General features: G+C 57.8%; 17 protein-coding genes. 7 read left to right on the top strand and 10 right to left on the bottom strand.

The annotated features are described in order from the left end of the window. The first annotated feature begins 18 nt into the window (after positions 1-18). The 7 genes from FN806_RS04355 to FN806_RS04325 all read left to right on the top strand — a co-directional run bounded on the left by FN806_RS04355 (position 19) and on the right by FN806_RS04325 (position 6,058). Complete coding sequence (locus FN806_RS04355) at positions 19-813, top strand: ABC transporter ATP-binding protein (RefSeq protein ID WP_142634382.1); 795 nt, start codon at positions 19-21, stop codon at positions 811-813. Continuing rightward, positions 806-1,738 carry an ABC transporter permease gene (locus tag FN806_RS04350; protein WP_142634380.1) on the top strand — a complete coding sequence of 311 codons (933 nt, stop codon included), beginning with the start codon at positions 806-808 and terminating at the stop codon, positions 1,736-1,738. The genes FN806_RS04355 and FN806_RS04350 overlap by 8 nt, the downstream gene beginning before the upstream one ends. Further along, complete coding sequence (locus tag FN806_RS04345) at positions 1,735-2,580, top strand: ABC transporter permease (RefSeq protein WP_142634378.1); 846 nt, start codon at positions 1,735-1,737, stop codon at positions 2,578-2,580. Before FN806_RS04350 ends, FN806_RS04345 begins: the two co-directional genes overlap by 4 nt. 60 nt (positions 2,581-2,640) lie before the next feature. Beyond that, entirely contained in the window at positions 2,641-3,630 is a 990-nt protein-coding gene (locus FN806_RS04340) for an ABC transporter substrate-binding protein (protein ID WP_142634376.1), read from the top strand. A gap of 153 nt (positions 3,631-3,783) precedes the next feature. After that, on the top strand, positions 3,784-4,497 hold the full coding sequence (locus FN806_RS04335) for an ABC transporter permease (protein ID WP_142634374.1): 714 nt from the start codon (positions 3,784-3,786) through the stop codon (positions 4,495-4,497). Further along, the gene (locus tag FN806_RS04330; protein ID WP_142634372.1) at positions 4,490-5,224 is read left to right on the top strand and encodes an ATP-binding cassette domain-containing protein; all 735 of its coding nucleotides are present in this window, start codon (positions 4,490-4,492) and stop codon (positions 5,222-5,224) included. The genes FN806_RS04335 and FN806_RS04330 overlap by 8 nt, the downstream gene beginning before the upstream one ends. A gap of 18 nt (positions 5,225-5,242) precedes the next feature. Then, complete coding sequence (locus FN806_RS04325) at positions 5,243-6,058, top strand: ABC transporter substrate-binding protein (protein WP_142634370.1); 816 nt, start codon at positions 5,243-5,245, stop codon at positions 6,056-6,058. Between the two features lie 2 nt (positions 6,059-6,060). On the opposite strand, the gene FN806_RS04320 is transcribed toward FN806_RS04325, so the two are convergent. From FN806_RS04320 to FN806_RS04280, 10 genes are all read right to left on the bottom strand, one after another. Then, the gene (locus tag FN806_RS04320) at positions 6,061-6,933 is read right to left on the bottom strand and encodes a helix-turn-helix transcriptional regulator (RefSeq protein ID WP_142634368.1); all 873 of its coding nucleotides are present in this window, start codon (positions 6,931-6,933) and stop codon (positions 6,061-6,063) included. Next, positions 6,934-7,059, bottom strand: a complete 126-nt coding sequence (locus FN806_RS20725; protein WP_281286232.1) for a hypothetical protein — start codon at positions 7,057-7,059, stop codon at positions 6,934-6,936. It lies immediately after the preceding gene. Between the two features lie 13 nt (positions 7,060-7,072). Continuing rightward, complete coding sequence (locus tag FN806_RS04315) at positions 7,073-8,335, bottom strand: c-type cytochrome (protein WP_142634365.1); 1,263 nt, start codon at positions 8,333-8,335, stop codon at positions 7,073-7,075. Then, a complete protein-coding gene (locus FN806_RS04310) occupies positions 8,336-9,517 on the bottom strand; it encodes a formate dehydrogenase subunit gamma (RefSeq protein WP_142634363.1) in 1,182 nt (393 codons plus the stop codon). It abuts the gene before it with no gap. Between the two features lie 121 nt (positions 9,518-9,638). Beyond that, positions 9,639-10,232, bottom strand: a complete 594-nt coding sequence (gene fdh3B / locus FN806_RS04305; protein ID WP_085821701.1) for a formate dehydrogenase FDH3 subunit beta — start codon at positions 10,230-10,232, stop codon at positions 9,639-9,641. Positions 10,233-10,243: 11 nt separating this feature from the next. Beyond that, positions 10,244-13,138, bottom strand: a complete 2,895-nt coding sequence (locus FN806_RS04300; protein WP_142634361.1) for a formate dehydrogenase subunit alpha — start codon at positions 13,136-13,138, stop codon at positions 10,244-10,246. 107 nt (positions 13,139-13,245) lie between these two features. Further along, a complete protein-coding gene (locus FN806_RS04295; protein ID WP_142634359.1) occupies positions 13,246-13,434 on the bottom strand; it encodes a ubiquinol-cytochrome c reductase iron-sulfur subunit N-terminal domain-containing protein in 189 nt (62 codons plus the stop codon). Positions 13,435-13,493: 59 nt separating this feature from the next. After that, on the bottom strand, positions 13,494-14,105 hold the full coding sequence (locus FN806_RS04290) for a TorD/DmsD family molecular chaperone (protein WP_142634357.1): 612 nt from the start codon (positions 14,103-14,105) through the stop codon (positions 13,494-13,496). A gap of 4 nt (positions 14,106-14,109) precedes the next feature. Beyond that, on the bottom strand, positions 14,110-14,691 hold the full coding sequence (locus FN806_RS04285; RefSeq protein ID WP_142634355.1) for a DUF3306 domain-containing protein: 582 nt from the start codon (positions 14,689-14,691) through the stop codon (positions 14,110-14,112). Beyond that, entirely contained in the window at positions 14,688-15,242 is a 555-nt protein-coding gene (locus FN806_RS04280) for a DUF3305 domain-containing protein (RefSeq protein ID WP_142634353.1), read from the bottom strand. Before FN806_RS04280 ends, FN806_RS04285 begins: the two co-directional genes overlap by 4 nt. Between the last annotated feature and the right edge of the window lie 60 nt (positions 15,243-15,302).

Genomic DNA, 15,302 nt, shown 5'->3' with positions numbered 1-15,302 from the left:
TAAGTTCAAGGGGATGGAATGAATATTGAAACCGCTGCACCGCCTGTAATCGAGGCGCGGCAACTGGATCTGACCTTTCAGACCAATGACGGGCCGGTCCACGCTTTGAAGGATGTGAACCTGACCATCGAAAAGGGAGAATTCGTCAGCTTCATCGGACCCTCCGGCTGTGGTAAGACCACCTTTTTGCGGTGCATCGCTGCGTTGGAAACACCGACTGGCGGGACATTGACCGTCAACGGTATGACCCCGGATGAGGCGCGGCGGAAACGGGCCTATGGTTATGTATTTCAGGCCGCGGGTCTGTACCCTTGGCGCACCATTTCCAAGAACATCAAGCTCCCGCTTGAAATCATGGGGTTTACAGCTGCCGAGCAGGAAGAACGCGTAAAAAAGGTTTTGGAACTTGTTGATCTTGAAGGGTTTGGTGGAAAGTTTCCTTGGCAGTTGTCGGGGGGAATGCAGCAACGGGCCAGCATTGCACGGGCGCTGGCCTTTGATGCGGATATCCTGCTTATGGACGAACCTTTTGGCGCGTTGGATGAGATTGTCCGCGATCACCTGAACGAGCAGCTTCTGGCACTTTGGGCGCGGACTGAAAAGACCATTGGGTTTGTCACCCATTCCATCCCTGAGGCCGTCTATCTGAGCACCAAGATCGTTGTAATGAGCCCTCGGCCCGGACGGATCACTGACGTGATCGACAGTCCGTTGCCGAAAGAGCGGCCGCTCGATATTCGCGACACGCCGGAATTCATCGAAGTTGCCCATAGGGTGCGAGAAGGGTTGCGCGCGGGGCATTCGGATGAATAGCAGCGGGTTCAAGGCATTCTGGGCTGTATTGACGGTACTGGCCGTCATAGTAGCCTTTTGGTACGCCGCTTGTATTCCGATGAATATCAAAGGCGTTCTGACCGAACAAGAACGGGCCGGGGCCACAGTTCAGCCACCCTCGGCAAAAGATCGTCGCGATCTGTCCGAATTCAGCCTGGTTCTGGACAATAGCTTTGCCATTCCAGCCACGTGGGAACAGGATCGTCCTCGGTTGCCCGCTCCGCATCAGGTGGCCGTTGAGATATGGAAGACAACAGTTCAGAAGAAAATCACCTCAAAGCGCTCGCTGGTTTATCACGGCTGGGTGACGCTGAGTGCGACGATATTGGGTTTTGCCATTGGCACCGGTCTGGGAATTCTGCTGGCTGTTGGGATCGTACATAGCCGGGTCATGGACCTGTCGGTCATGCCCTGGGCGATAGTCAGCCAGACCATCCCGATCATCGCTCTGGCCCCGATGATCATTGTGGTCCTCTATTCCGTTGGCGTGCAGGGGATCATCCCCAAGGCAGTCATATCGGCCTATCTCAGCTTTTTTCCTGTCGTGGTGGGCATGGTCAAAGGTTTGCGCAGCCCGGATGCGATGCAACTGGATTTGCTGCGTACCTATAGCGCGAGCCACGCGCAGGGGTTCTGGAAACTGCGTTTGCCGGCCTCGATGCCGTATCTGTTCACATCGCTGAAGATAGGCATTGCGGCTTCATTGGTAGGGGCCATCGTGGGTGAATTGCCCACCGGGGCAGTTGCGGGACTGGGCGCGCGCCTGCTGGCAGGCAGCTATTATGGTCAGACCGTGCAAATCTGGTCGGCCCTGTTTGCGGCGGCGATTCTTGCGGCCTGTCTTGTGGGGCTTCTGGGGCTGATTGAAAAGTCGGTCCTGAAACGGATGGGGATTGCGCAATGATACCAATTCTGGGCGCACTCGGTGTGTGGCTGTTGGGATGGTGGTTGAACAGCCGCTTGGCCAGCGGGCCTTATGCTGATACGCGGATGGTCCGGTTTCTGGCTCCGCTGATCTTTGGTCTGACTATCATCATCATCTGGGAGCTTTTAGTGCGCGGCCTTGAGGTGTCTTTGGTCATTCTGCCCGCTCCATCGGTTATCTGGATTCGGTTCTGGGACAGTTTGCCAACGCTTTGGATGGATTTCGTGCAAACCATCATCAAGGGCGCGCTGAGCGGTTACATCATCGGCTGTGGAGCCGCCTTCCTGATGGCGATTGCAGTGGACCGGTGGGATTTTCTGCGCCTCGGGCTTTTGCCCGTGGGCAACTTCGTGGCCGCTCTGCCGATTGTTGGCACCGCGCCGATTCTGGTCATGTGGTTCGGGTTCGACTGGCACTCCAAAGCGGCGGTGGTTGTCGTGATGGTCTTTTTCCCAATGCTGGTGAACACCGTCGCCGGGCTGCGCGAGGCGACAGCAATGCAGCGCGACCTGATGGAGACCTATGCCGCCACCTATTGGCAAAGCTTTCTGAAGCTGCGCTTGCCTGCCGCGATGCCATTTGTTTTCAATGGTCTCAAGATATCCACCACCCTTGCATTGATCGGCGCTATCGTGGCCGAGTTCTTTGGCTCACCGACGCTTGGCATGGGTTTTCGGATATCAACCAGCGTGGGGCAGCTCTCACTGGATATGGTCTGGGCCGAGATCGTAGTGGCGGCTTTGGCCGGGACATCATTTTATGGTCTGGTGGCCATGATCGAAAAGGCGGTGACCTTCTGGCACCCATCGCAGCGCGGATAAAAATTCAACAGACCCCAAAAATGAAAAATGGGGCGCCAACTGAAACTAGGAGATATGAAGATGAAAAAGATACTCAGCGGGGCGGTTGCCGCCTTTAGCCTGGCCGCCAGTGCAGCCTGGTCAGCGGATGAGGTGACATTGCAGTTGAAATGGGTCACGCAAGCTCAGTTCGCAGGTTATTACGTAGCCAAAGACAAAGGGTTCTACGAAGAAGAAGGTCTTGATGTCACCATTCTGCCAGGCGGCCCGGACATAGCGCCGACACAGGTCATTGCCGGTGGCGGCGCTGACGTGACGGTCGAGTGGATGCCAGCTGCGTTGGCCGCGCGCGAAAAGGGCCTGCCGCTGGTGAATATTGCCCAGCCTTTCAAAAGCTCGGGTATGATGCTGACCTGCTGGAAAGATGCCGGTATTTCCGCACCAGAAGACCTTAAGAACCGGACACTGGGCGTCTGGTTCTTTGGCAACGAATTCCCCTTCATGAGCTGGATGAGCCAGCTGGGCATTGATACCGGTGGCAAGAGCGAAAATGGCGTCGAGGTTTTGAAGCAGGGCTTTAATGTCGACCCGCTGCTGCAGCGTCAGGCTGATTGCATCAGCACCATGACCTATAACGAATACTGGCAGGTCATAGATTCCGGCGTCAGCCCCGACGAACTGGTCACATTCAAATACGAAGATCAGGGCGTCGCGACGCTGGAAGACGGCCTGTACGTTCTTGAAGAGAACCTGAACGACGCGGCATTTGTCGACAAGATGGAACGTTTCGTGCGGGCGTCGATGAAGGGGTGGAAATATGCCGAGGAGAACCCAGATGAAGCGGCCGATATCGTGCTTGAAAATGACGCGACTGGCGCCCAGACCGAAGCGCATCAGAAACGTATGATGGGTGAGATTGCCAAGCTGACTGCGGGCTCAAACGGATCGCTTGATCCGGCGGATTTTGAGCGCACTGTAGGGACGCTGCTTGCCGGTGGTTCTGATCCCGTTATCACAAAACAACCCGAAGGTGCCTGGACGCATCAGATTTCGGATGCAGCACTGAACTGAGTCAGGTTCACGATGGAATATGGCGCGGTCCCAAATGGGGCCGCGTTTTTTGTTGGAAGCGTCGAAAATGTGACTGAACTTGTATGGCGTTTGTCATAGTAATTACCTGTAAATTATAGCAAACTGTTCAACATGGGAGATATCAGGTAGATAATGCAGGATTTTACAACAGAATTCAGGTCGGCGCTTGCTTTGATCCTTCATTGGGATCCGGAGCTGTGGGCGATTGTTCTGTTGTCCCTGAAAGTCTCTGTTTTTGCCGTTCTGATTTCTGCCGTTATCGGGATGCCCATGGGCGCGGCTTTGGCCGTTGCGCGTTTTCCAGGGCGGCGGATTCTGATCGTCTTGATGAATGCCTTGATGGGCTTGCCCCCGGTTGTGGTTGGTTTGCTGGTCTATCTGATGCTGTCGCGTTCCGGCCCGTTGGGGGTCCTTGAATTGCTCTACACACCGACGGCGATGATTATTGCTCAGGTCGTTCTGGTGACCCCGATCGTTGCCGCACTGACACGTCAAGTGGTCGAAATGCTGGCCGAGGAATATTCCGAGCAACTCCGCTCACTCGGCCTGTCGCGGATGGCATCGATTCCGGTGCTATTGTGGGATGCGCGGCTGTCTCTTGTTACGGCATTTCTGGCGGGGTTTGGCCGTGCGATTGCCGAAGTTGGAGCGGTTATTATCGTTGGCGGCAATATCAATCACGTCACGCGGGTGATGACGACGACAATCGCCCTTGAAACGTCCAAGGGTAATTTGGCCTTGGCGCTTGCGCTTGGGGCGATCCTGATTGCCATAGCCATCGCAGTAAACGCCATGGTCAGCACGCTTAGCCTGCGGGCCGAGAAGGAAGGGTTGCGCCATGCGTGATCTGGTGCCCGAGATGGTGAAATGTCTTTCTGTTCACAGTTTACAGATTTCCCGCAAGGGAAAGACACTGCTTCAAGTGCCAGAGTTATCCCTGATGGGGCTGGGACCAACTTTGATCCTTGGGCCGAACGGAGCGGGCAAGAGCCTGCTTTTGCGCTGTTTGCACGGGCTTATCGTCCCGGATAGCGGCAGGGTTCAGCAGGACGGGATTGCCCTGAATGCGTATCACAAATCACGACAGGCGATGGTGTTTCAAAGACCGGTTCTGTTGCGCCGGTCCGTGTCAGCCAATCTTGATTTTGTGCTAAAGCGTCAGGGCATGTCCCGTGCAATTCGCAAATCCCGGATCGACGAATTGCTGGCCGAAGGTGGGCTAGAGGGTAAGGCACGCCAGTCCGCCAGATCGCTGTCCGGGGGCGAGGCGCAACGGCTGGCCATTCTGCGCGCGCTGGCGCTGGACCCGGAGACTTTGTTCCTGGACGAACCAACCAGTTCGCTTGATCCCGGTGCTACGCAGATGATCGAACGGATGATCTTGCGCGCTTCGAACCGAGGGGTACGCATTGTCATGGTATCCCACGATATCGGTCAGGCACGCCGTCTGGCTGCGGATATCGTCATGATGCAGGCCGGGCACGTGGTCGAACACGGTGCTGCCAAACAAGTTCTGGATGCCCCGACAAGTGACGCCGCGCGCCGGTTTGTTGCCGGTGGTCTGGTAACCTAATCAGAGTATGGAGTTCAAATGATCCGCAAATTCGTCGGGGCTGCAGTAATCGCGCTTGGCCTGAACACTACAGCCGCATTGGCCGAAACGCCATTTATTGTAGTCCAATCAACCACGTCGACGCAGAATTCGGGCTTGTTTGACCATATCCTGCCAGGCTTTGAGGCCGAAAGCGGGATTGATGTCCGCGTAGTGGCCGTTGGTACAGGGCAGGCGATCCGCAATGCGATAAATGGTGACGGGGACGTCTTACTGGTTCACGCTAAACCTGCCGAAGAGAAGATTGTGGCAGATGGTTGGGGTGTTGAGCGGTCGGACGTGATGTACAACGATTTTGTCCTTGTGGGGCCAAAATCCGATCCCGCCAGAGTGAAAGGTGGGACTGACATTGTCGCGGCGCTGACCGCCGTGGCTAAAGCCAAGGCGCCCTTCGCCTCACGCGGGGATGACAGCGGGACGCATAAGGCGGAACTGGGCCATTGGGCCACCTCCGGTATTGACCCGACCGACGCTTCGGGCACTTGGTACCGGGAAACCGGATCCGGGATGGGGGCAACGCTGAATGTGGCCAGCGGGATGGGGGCCTATGCGCTGACAGACCGGGCGACCTGGCAGAGCTTTGGCAATAAGGGAAACCTAGAGGTTATGGTTGAGGGCGATCCGCGCCTGTTTAATCAATATGGGGTTATTCTTGTGAACCCTGACAAGCATCCCAAAGTGCGGGCGGCCTCGGGGCAGCGCTTTATTGACTGGTTGACCGGGCCCGAAGGGCAGGCGGCCATCGCATCTTACACGCTCGACGGCCAGCAGCTGTTCTTTCCCAACGCCCACTAGGGTCAGCCGCTGGCTCCATTGTGATGGATGGTTCCCAGATCCGACAAGTCATACCCGCCGAATTCTTCTGCCCGGGTGGCAAAGCGGTCGGATTGCACAAAGCCGAGCAACCGAAGCATCGGGCCATCGAAATAGGCGCGTCTCCAGATGGCAAGGTCCAGGCGTTCGGTATGGGTCGGGGCAAAGCCCAGATTGTACAGCCCCGCAAGCGCACCCAGGCCGAATCCGGCATCGGCTTTATTGTCATGCAGGGCTATGGCCAGCTCTTCTTCGGTACGTGCGCAGGTCGGCAGGGTATCCAGATCGTCTCGGTTCAGGCCGTGCGCCTGCAGTTGCGTGTCGAACAACCGTTGACTGGCGGCACTGTCCTGACGAAGAAGAATGCGACGGCCCCTGAGGTCAGAAAAGTCCGATATCCCAGTCACACCGGGGGCCATCAGTAGCCCACGCTGGCGTTTTGCTAGTTCGAACAGAATGACGGGTGCCTCTCCCAGATGGTCCTGCAGAGATTGCGTGTTGAATCCGTCTGTCTCGTGGATATGCAGCGCCGCAGCCTGCGCTGATCGTTCTTTCAGGCGATTCAAGCCGTCAAATGAGCCGTCATAATAAGTTGCCAGGCCTGACCCGCTTTCCCGCAGAGCCCAATCCAACAGCGGATCATGACTGCCCGCCACGATTGGCGGCAGCGACGGTTCTGCGACCTGCGGTCCGCTGCGCGATGCGTTCAGCCAGGCAATGACTTCGGCCCTTGGAAACAAGAGTTTGCCCATGGCACGGACACAGGGGACCTCGCCGGATGAGGCAAGGTCATAGGCTTTACGCTCGCCAATGCGCAGCAGGTCCGCCAGTTCTTTGGTGGTCAGGTATTCTGACATTCAGTCGAGGCGCACGGCCGAACCCGCGCTGACATTCGCCGCGCTGAATCCGAATTGGCCTAAGGCAAACGGCGCAGCGACGGCAATTACAGCCATCGTGGCAACTGCGGCTAGAAAGGCTTTCATATTTACCTCCGGTTCAGTTTTCCGGTGCCGTGACGCGGCGCAGAAAGGCGATCAAATCTTTGCGGTCATCCGCTTGTGTAATCCGTTGCATGGGCATCTTCGATCCCGGAATGTAATGGTCTGGTCCTTGGTCGAAAAGGGCATTTATCGTCTCGTCATTCCAAATGATATCAGAGTCTTGCAGCGTGTCCGAGTAGAAATATCCCGGTAAGCTGCCCGCCCGGCGACCAAACACACCAGAGAGCGTAGGTCCAGCACGTCTGTGCCCGTCCGCCGTCAGGCTGTGACAGATCGAGCATTTGCGCACGAATTGGCGTTCGCCATTATCCATCTGGTCAGGGTTCTTCAGAAAATTTGGTTCAGTCGCGGCCATCCGCTGTTGATCATTTAGGTCAGATACCGGCCAGCTATACATCGCCTCATCTATACCACCTGCATAGATGTTTTTACCATCGGTTGAGAAGGCCAGCGCCCAGACCGGGCCGCGGAGTGTGGCCCGGAAATCCTGAGCGATACGCCATTCGATCGTATCGACCAACATGATATGACCCTCACCATCCCCCACCGCCAGCAGGCGGCGGTCCGGGCTGAGAGCCAGCGCAAGGATTGGACGGCGGTCCAGGGTGAAATCATGCTCGTCGCCTGTAATCAGATCACGAATGCGCGTGACGCCATCGACGGCCCCATAGGCAATCCAGTTTTCATGGGGGTTCAGGACCAGTTCGTTGATGCCGAACCCGTTATCAACCAGTCGCAGTTTTTCCTGACCGGTTGCGACATCCCAAAGACGAACCGCCCCATCAACCCCGCCGGTATACAGCGCATCTCCGTTTGGTGTGAACACAACAGCATTCACACCGCTGCCTGTGGGCCCCAATATCCTTGGCTTTGACCCGTCAAGCGGCCAAACCCCTATCGTGCCGTCCCAACTGGCAGTGGCGATGTAGGAGTCTGAAACAGCAATATCGACGATCTTGCCTTTGTGCCGCCCGAGGATTTGGCCATCCGGCCACCGGCGCAGGGTAAAGTCGTCACCAGCAGAATAGATCGCTGTGTCGCCAAAGGCGACGCTGTTCACGGCAGCCTCGTGCCCTTCAAGCCATTGCGGCGTGCGGTCTGACCACAGGCCGACGGAGTTGTCGAAGCTGGCCGTCGCAATCCGGCCGTCCGGCGCGGCGGCAATCCCCATGATCGGTCCTCCATGACCTTTGAGCGTAAAGAACTCGGCCATTGCGGGCAGGGGGGTCAATACCAGTGCAAGGATTAGACCGCGCATCTATTCCGCAGGCGAGGCCGCTGCCTTATTGGCCTCTTTTTCCTGTACCTCTTCGAGCCAAAGCGAGTGGTGCTCACGCGCCCATTGTTCCTCGACCTCGCCGGTGCCCATCGCGTCGAAAGCGCCCTCCATCCCCACCGAGCCCAGGTAGATATGCGCGATGATGATGGCGATGAAGACATAGGCGACCATCACGTGCCAAACCTGAGCATATTGCATCTCTTCCTGGGGGGACATCTGCACCGGAAGGTTCATACCCAACATCTGCGGAATGCCGGTGGCATTTGCGATTGAGAAGGTCTTAGCAAACAGCGGCATCTCAAACGGGAACAGCAGAGACAGGCCAGACAGGCTGATCGATACGCCCAGCAGGATACAGGCCCAGAAGATGATCTTTTGACCCGCGTTGAATTTTTTGGCCGGAGGATGGCTGCCTTTCGTGAACAACCCGCCGCCGGCGGCCAGCCATTTCAGGTCGGTGCGGTTGGGGATGTTGTGGGCGATCCAGTTCACAGTGACCATGATCAAACCAAGCATGAAGGCCCAGGCGAGGTTGTTATGCAGCCATTTGCAGCCCTGCGCTATGGCCGCAAAGCCTTCTTTCCCGAAGATTGGGATCAGAAAGTCTCGACCATAAAGGGTCAGCAAACCGGTCAGGCCAAGGATCAGGAAAGAGCCCGCGAACAGCCAATGTCCGAACCGCTCAAAGCCCGAGAAGCGCGTAACCGTGCGTCCCGTCTTTTCACCATCAATGCGGATTTTACCCCGGATCAAGAAGAACAGCAGCAGAATGCCAAGCATCCCGGCCAGAATATACGTGCCGTAATCGCGCAATGGGCCTGTTCGGAAATTCAACCACCACATGCCACCGTCCTGTATCAAGACGCTGGCTGCAGGGCCGTTCGACGAAACGGTCACATCCGCCGAGCCATACCGCAAAGCGCGATAGACGTCGCTGTCAGACGCAACGCCACGTGTGCCCAACTGGCCCATCAGACCTTCGGCGTTGCCTTGACCGGTGTTACCTGAGCGATAACCGTTATCGACCGTCTCGCCACGCTGCCGGGCCAAGATATCCTCGAGCGTGGTCGCACCACCCGTCGAATTGCGATCCGGAGCATCCTGAGCAAGGGCAGGAACAGCCAAAACAATGAGACAGAACAGAAGTCGCAGGAAAGTCATATGAACCTCGTGACGCGGTCATTGGCGTAGGCCCTTTTCTGGGCGGGCAAAGATTTTTCGTCGAAAAATCTTAGTGCTCCCCGGCACACGGTTTGCGCGCCGGGGAAGGTTTGGCCAAGGATCAGCCGTCTTTTTGGTCGTAGGCTGTGCCCCACCCCCAGGCGCCAGACCCGAAACCGCGCGCCACGACGCGTTCGCGATAGATGGCCGATACCACGTCGCCGTCACCGGCAAGCAGGGCCTTGGTGGAACACATCTCGGCGCAGATGGGCAGTTTGCCTTCTGCGATCCGGTTGCGACCGTATTTGGCGAACTCTGCGGTCGAGTGCGTTTCCTCGGGGCCACCGGCGCAGAAGGTACATTTGTCCATCTTGCCACGTGATCCGAAGTTGCCTGCCTGTGGGTATTGCGGCGCGCCGAAGGGGCACGCATAGAAGCAATAGCCGCAGCCAATGCACAGGTCCTTGGAGTGCAGGACGACCCCTTCTTCGTTCTGATAGAAGCAGTCAACCGGGCACACCGCCATACAGGGCGCATCCGAGCAATGCATACAGGCAACCGAGATCGAGCGTTCGCCCGGGTCGCCGTCATTGATCGTCACCACTCTGCGGCGGTTGATGCCCCAAGGCACCTCGTGCTCGTTCTTACACGCGGTTACGCAGGCGTTGCATTCGATGCAGCGTTCAGCGTCGCAGAGAAACTTTGCTCTAGCCATTGTCGTCCTCCTTACGCTGCTGAGATCTTGCAGAGAGTCGCTTTGGTCTCCTGCATCTGGGTTACTGAATCATAGCCATAGGTCTGGGCGGTGTTCGAACTTTCTCCCAGCACATAGGGATCAGCGCCTGAGGGGTATTTGTCCCGCAGATCCTGACCCTGGAAATGGCCGCCAAAGTGGAATGGCATAAAGGCCACGCCGGCACCAACCCTGTTGGTCAGCATCGCCATCACCTTGACCTTACCACCCTCAGGCCCTTCGACCCAGACCTGAGCCCCGTCGCGAATGCCCAGGTTGTTGGCATCGCGTGGGTTGATCTCGACGAACATGTCCTGTTGCAGTTCGGCCAGCCACGGGTTCGACCGGGATTCCTCACCTCCGCCCTCATATTCGACCAGACGACCAGACGTCAGGATTATCGGGTAATCCTTTGAAAAGTCGTTCTTCTGGATCGAAGCATACAGGGTTGGCAGGCGATAGGACTGACGATCCTCATAGGTCGGATAATCCTCTACCAGATCACGCCGGTTGGTATAAAGCGGCTCGCGATGCAACGGGATCGGGTCCGGGAAAGTCCAGACCACGGTGCGGGCCTTGGCGTTGCCAAAGGGCGCACAGCCATGTGCAATCGCAACCCTCTGGATGCCGCCTGACAGGTCGGTTTTCCAGTTGGTCTTTGGCCCCGCAACGGCGTCGATGGCCGCACGTTCTTCGGCCGTCAGATCGCCGTCCCAACCAAGATCCATTAGCATCTGCATCGTGAATTCGGGATATCCGTCCTGAATTTCCGACCCAACGCTATAGACCCCTTCCGCCAGCAGGTTGTCGCCATCACGTTCCACGCCAAAGCGCGCGCGGAAGGTCAGGCCACCTTCGGCCACCGGTTTGGACATGTCATAGAGGTTTGGTGTCCCTGTATGACCCATCTCTGGCGTTCCCCAGCACGGCCAGGGCAGACCGTAGTATTCGCCGTCGTTTGGTCCACCAATAGCTTGCAGCGTGGTTCTGTCGAACGTGTGCTGATTGGCCATGTGGCTTTTCAAACGCTCTGGCGACTGGCCGGTATAGCCGATGGTCCAGAGGCCCGAGTTGAACTCACGCGTGATGCTTTCTACATTCGGGGTCTCAGGGTCCTCCATCTCGATGTTGCGGAAGAACCGATCTGCCCAGCCGAATTTGTTGGCGAACTTGGCCATGATGACCTCGTCCGGCAGGCTTTCGAACAGTGGTTCGACCACCTTGTCGCGCCACTGCAACGACCGGTTCGAGGCCGTGACCGAGCCACGGGTTTCGAACTGCGTACAGGCGGGCAACAGGTAAACGCCATCGGTCCGATCATGCAGAACGGCGGAAACGGTGGGATACGGGTCGATCACGACCAGCATGTCCAGCTTTTCCATCGCCGTCTTCATTTCCGGCCCACGGGTTTGCGAGTTCGGAGCGTGCCCCCACAGAACCATGGCGCGGACATTGTTGTCCTGATCCATGTTGGCGGGGTCTTCCAGAACACCGTCGATCCAACGAGAGACCGGGATGCCGCGCTCATTCTGCAGCGGTTTATCCTTGCCCTCCTTGTCCTTGATCGAGGCGAACTGGCCGGACAGCCATTCAGGGTCTTCACCCCAAACGCGCGCCCAATGGCCCCATGCCCCTGCGGACAGGCCATAATAGCCGGGTAGGGTATGGGACAGAACACCAAGGTCCGTCGCACCCTGCACGTTGTCGTGGCCACGGAAGATGTTGGTGCCACCGCCCGACGTTCCCATGTTGCCCAAAGCCAGCTGCAGCACGCAATAGGCGCGTGTGTTGTTGTTGCCATTGGTATGCTGGGTGCCGCCCATGCACCAGATCACCGTGCCAGGACGGTTGTTGGCCATGGTGCGCGCCACGCGCTTAAGCTGCGATCCGGGTACGCCGGTCACACGCTCGGTTTCTTCCGGGTTCCAGTTGGCGACCTCTTCACGGATCTGATCCATGCCCCAGACACGGGTGCGGATGAACTCCTTGTCTTCCCAGCCGTTGTCGAAGATGTGCCAGAGGATACCCCAGATCAGAGCCACGTCAGAGCCGGGGCGGAAGCGGACATATTCATCCGCATGCGCGGCGGTGCGCGTAAAGCGCGGGTCGCAAACGATCAGCGGCGCGTTGTTCTGCTCTTTTGCGCGCAGAACATGCAGCAGCGAGACCGGGTGTGCCTCAGCCGGGTTGCCACCGATGATGAAGATAGCCTTGGAGTTGTGGATGTCATTGTAGCTGTTGGTCATGGCGCCGTAGCCCCATGTATTCGCAACACCAGCAACAGTGGTCGAGTGGCAGATACGGGCCTGATGGTCCACGTTGTTCGTGCCCCAATAGGCGGCGAACTTGCGGAAAAGATAGGCCTGTTCGTTGTTATGTTTCGCGGAACCAAGCCAGTACACACTGTCCGGTCCGGATTCTTCGCGGATGTTCATCATGCCGTCGCCGATCTCGTTGATCGCCTCTTCCCAGCTGATGCGCTTCCACTCGCCGCCTTCCTTTTTCATCGGATATTTCAAGCGGCGTTCACCATGGGCGTGCTCACGGACCGAGGCCCCCTTGGCGCAGTGCGCACCCAGGTTGAAAGGGCTGTCCCAGCCGGGTTCTTGCCCGATCCAGACGCCGTTCTGCACCTCGGCCACTACGGTACAGCCGACCGAGCAATGCGTGCATATGGATTTGATGTTTTCGACGGCTTGATTGGCCGCTGACTGGGCACTGGCTGGCGTCACGGTTCCACCCGTGGCGCTGATCGCGGCCAACCCGCCGATCGTCAGGCCCGATCCGCGCAGGAACGCGCGGCGATCGACGGTTTTCTCGCCGACCTGGGACAGGATACTTGTCCGCTGGGAGCGTCTCGCAACCCCGTTGGTCTTTTTCCTAAGCATTTCTTTCCTCCCTTGCTGGCCATGTTAGCTATGGCTGGCTTGGTACTGTTGGTGCCGACGTCAGGGCCAATCGCAACCGTCAGTCGGGTGGTGACATCGTCCGGGGTTCAGAACCGGGCGCTGTCCAGATATGCGCGCGTATGCGCGGTGTCCTGCATGCGGGTCTCATCCGTCGGCAGCTCGGCTGCCTCGGCTTGTCCGCTCAGGCTGGCGGCGGCAACTGCAGCGGGCGCTGCGGTTCCGGCCAGTTTCAAGAAGTCACGGCGCGTGGCGCCTTCTTCCTTGGTTTTGCTCATGGGATCCTCCTTTCCCAATTGCGATCTAGCGCCTATTGGGGCGCTGGCGAATGGCGGGATCATCCCGCCGTCATTCGAAAGGCTTCACGCTCGATTTCCATGAAAACCCGACCGGCGGTGCCGACCGAGGCATAGAAAACCGAGTTTTCCGCAGCTTCCAAATCTGAATAGAAATGTGCGGCCCAGGGGCCGATGTGTTTGTTCCAGAACGCTTTTTGATCTTCCAATGAGGCGGGCGCGCCAAAGCGTCCGACAATCATGCCCGCCATCATCTCCATCAACGAGGCGATATTGTCTTCGGGTTCAAACACGTTCTGCGCCCGTGTGATCTGACGAACCGCCATGTCGTTGCGCAGTTGCGCCAGCGGTTTTTCGTTCAGGAAACCAGTCAGGTAGAAACTGGCATAGGGCAGCAGTTCTCCGCGTCCTAGCCCGATGAACAGGGCATTGAATTCGCGTTCGGCAGCCGCAGGTTTTGTCACTTTTGCCACCCGCGACATCGCCTTGATGGCCTGTCCCAGATCGGTGTCATCGCCGGTCAGACCGACCACCTGAGACAGCAAAATATGATCCGGTGGAGAGGCCAGCAACAGCCCAAGGAAGTTATAGAAATCCGCGCGCAGACGATCCTCGGCTGAGACGTCTAGGTTTTGCGCGTTGCTTGCGGTCATACGGTTATCCTTCGTATTCAAACTTCATGCGGCGTGGGGCAGGCGTAAGCTCTGCCTCTTCCGGGTCGTCGATTTCAGAAATCACTACAGGCTCTGGCGATTGCATCTCGGGTACCTCGGGCAACTCAGGCTCTTGCGTGGTTTCTTCAACCTCAGGGATCTGGTCGGTGTCTTCCTCCTCGGCCTGAGCGGCCAAAGCCTCGATATGAGCCAGCATTCCCTTGCCGACCTGATAGGCGGTCTGGATATTTTCGATCACGCAGGCGGCATCGGTATAGTCTTCGCCGTAATCCACCAACCCATCGACATTGGCCAAAACCGGGTTTAGGCGCCAGAGCTGCCGAAGGGCGCGGCGGCGCAACCGGTCAGGCACTGCCTTGGCCATAAAGCCCGAGACGTCGTCACCAACTTGCAACTGATCAGGGTCGGGCAAATTGAATTCCGCCAGAATTTCAGCGTCAGTCTTTTCTTCCAGTTCGCCCCGCTGTTCAGCGAAAGCCTGTTCTTGTGCTGCTACAACCTCGGCTTTGGCCTCAGCCTGAACGGCGGCTTTGCGGCGCGACCAGAAATCACGGGTTTCTGTCATTGCACAATCCTCCGCGGGGCGCGGAAAACATCCGAGTCCTGCCGGATGCGTACATCCCCTTTGCCGTCCTCAACCAGATCGGTGCGTTTCTTATCACGGCGGCGCTTGACGAAGACTTCGTTGCGATGATGCTCCAGTGCGAAATCACGTACCCAAGCGATCAGCCCATCAGTCATTGGGATTTTCTCGACAAGCTCTTCGCCGGTATCGGCGTAGTCCTGTCCTTCGAAGGGTGAGGCGGTCACCAGCACCGCGTCCATCGGCTGTGTTCCATCCAGCGCATCGCGCAGGACCAGATAGATCGAGGGTTGCCCGTCCGACAGGTTGACCATGTAGGCTTCGGCCTCATCTGACCAAAGGGTCAGGGGCAGGGTGGCCGCGTGGTACTCGACCGCTTCACCCTCGCGCCGCATCTCCAGCCAATCGGCCGGTCCAGCGCCGGGCAGCACGGCGACGGCGCGCCAGTTCCATTGCGCCCAGCGTGTAACCCCGGGTGTTTTGCGCACGACGACGCCGATTGGCATTTCAATCTGGCTGGCGGCCTTGGCCACTAAGTCCTCCCTGGAAAGCTCTCCCCTGCCTTCCTCAGGGTCTACTATGGTACACAAAGT

The sequence above is a fragment of the Ruegeria faecimaris genome, from assembly GCF_900182615.1.
Lineage (GTDB): Bacteria > Pseudomonadota > Alphaproteobacteria > Rhodobacterales > Rhodobacteraceae > Ruegeria > Ruegeria faecimaris.
This window is presented reverse-complemented; position numbering and strand designations above follow the sequence as displayed.

What these genes read in the sequence shown, in the direction of transcription:
- FN806_RS04335 (WP_142634374.1), top strand. Translation starts at nt 3,784, where the DNA reads ATGCAGGATTTTACAACAGAATTCAGGTCGGCGCTTGCTTTGATCCTT.
- FN806_RS04345 (WP_142634378.1), top strand. Translation starts at nt 1,735, where the DNA reads ATGATACCAATTCTGGGCGCACTCGGTGTGTGGCTGTTGGGATGGTGG.
- FN806_RS04330 (WP_142634372.1), top strand. Translation starts at nt 4,490, where the DNA reads ATGCGTGATCTGGTGCCCGAGATGGTGAAATGTCTTTCTGTTCACAGT.
- FN806_RS20725 (WP_281286232.1), bottom strand. Translation starts at nt 7,059, where the DNA reads ATGAAAGCCTTTCTAGCCGCAGTTGCCACGATGGCTGTAATTGCCGTC.
- FN806_RS04310 (WP_142634363.1), bottom strand. Translation starts at nt 9,517, where the DNA reads ATGACTTTCCTGCGACTTCTGTTCTGTCTCATTGTTTTGGCTGTTCCT.
- FN806_RS04295 (WP_142634359.1), bottom strand. Translation starts at nt 13,434, where the DNA reads ATGAGCAAAACCAAGGAAGAAGGCGCCACGCGCCGTGACTTCTTGAAA.
- FN806_RS04290 (WP_142634357.1), bottom strand. Translation starts at nt 14,105, where the DNA reads ATGACCGCAAGCAACGCGCAAAACCTAGACGTCTCAGCCGAGGATCGT.
- FN806_RS04320 (WP_142634368.1), bottom strand. Translation starts at nt 6,933, where the DNA reads ATGTCAGAATACCTGACCACCAAAGAACTGGCGGACCTGCTGCGCATT.
- FN806_RS04285 (WP_142634355.1), bottom strand. Translation starts at nt 14,691, where the DNA reads ATGACAGAAACCCGTGATTTCTGGTCGCGCCGCAAAGCCGCCGTTCAG.
- FN806_RS04350 (WP_142634380.1), top strand. Translation starts at nt 806, where the DNA reads ATGAATAGCAGCGGGTTCAAGGCATTCTGGGCTGTATTGACGGTACTG.
- FN806_RS04300 (WP_142634361.1), bottom strand. Translation starts at nt 13,138, where the DNA reads ATGCTTAGGAAAAAGACCAACGGGGTTGCGAGACGCTCCCAGCGGACA.
- FN806_RS04340 (WP_142634376.1), top strand. Translation starts at nt 2,641, where the DNA reads ATGAAAAAGATACTCAGCGGGGCGGTTGCCGCCTTTAGCCTGGCCGCC.
- fdh3B (WP_085821701.1), bottom strand. Translation starts at nt 10,232, where the DNA reads ATGGCTAGAGCAAAGTTTCTCTGCGACGCTGAACGCTGCATCGAATGC.
- FN806_RS04355 (WP_142634382.1), top strand. Translation starts at nt 19, where the DNA reads ATGAATATTGAAACCGCTGCACCGCCTGTAATCGAGGCGCGGCAACTG.
- FN806_RS04315 (WP_142634365.1), bottom strand. Translation starts at nt 8,335, where the DNA reads ATGCGCGGTCTAATCCTTGCACTGGTATTGACCCCCCTGCCCGCAATG.
- FN806_RS04325 (WP_142634370.1), top strand. Translation starts at nt 5,243, where the DNA reads ATGATCCGCAAATTCGTCGGGGCTGCAGTAATCGCGCTTGGCCTGAAC.